Here is a 539-nt window from a genome sequence, read left to right as displayed (position 1 = left end):
GCACTTTAAATTTATCGTAAAACGCCTTTTCAAACGGTAGAAAAGCCAGTACCAGGTTGGTCGCTGCCTCGATTTTGAAGATACGCTTTTGACGCCACGCCCATACTGAAGGGCTCACGTAGTGCACGGTTTTAATGCCTGCTTGCTTTAAATCTAACTCTAGACGCAAGTTAAAATCTGGCGCATCAATACCGACAAAAACATCTGGCGGGTTCTGAGTGAAGTACTTAACAAGCTCAGCTTTTACTTTTAACAAACGAGGTAGTCGTCCAAGCACTTCAACTAAGCCCATTACAGCTAACTCTTCCATATCAAAAAGAGATTCACAGCCTTGCGCGATCATTTTTGGCCCACCGATGCCAACGAACTCTGCATTCGGGTATCGTTCTTTCACTGCCTTGATAAAGCCTTCCCCTAGCGTGTCACCAGATAACTCGCCAGCAATGATGCCAATACGTAATGGTTTTTCCATATCGATTTCGCCCTATGTACTATGGATAAGGGATTCCTTATCCATAAAACACAAAAAGACCGCAGCC

1 protein-coding gene is annotated in these 539 nt (G+C 44.3%); it reads right to left on the bottom strand.

Annotation, left to right across the window (positions count from 1 at the left end):
- The coding region (gene lpxB, locus R7Z50_RS30540; protein WP_318150156.1) for a lipid-A-disaccharide synthase at positions 1–472 on the bottom strand (472 nt) is incomplete at its 3' end.
- Positions 473–539 lie beyond the last annotated feature (67 nt).

It is taken from the genome of Vibrio sp. 1249-1 (genome assembly GCF_033340495.1).
Note: the sequence above shows the minus strand (reverse complement) of the source record. Positions and strands in the feature narration are given on the sequence as shown.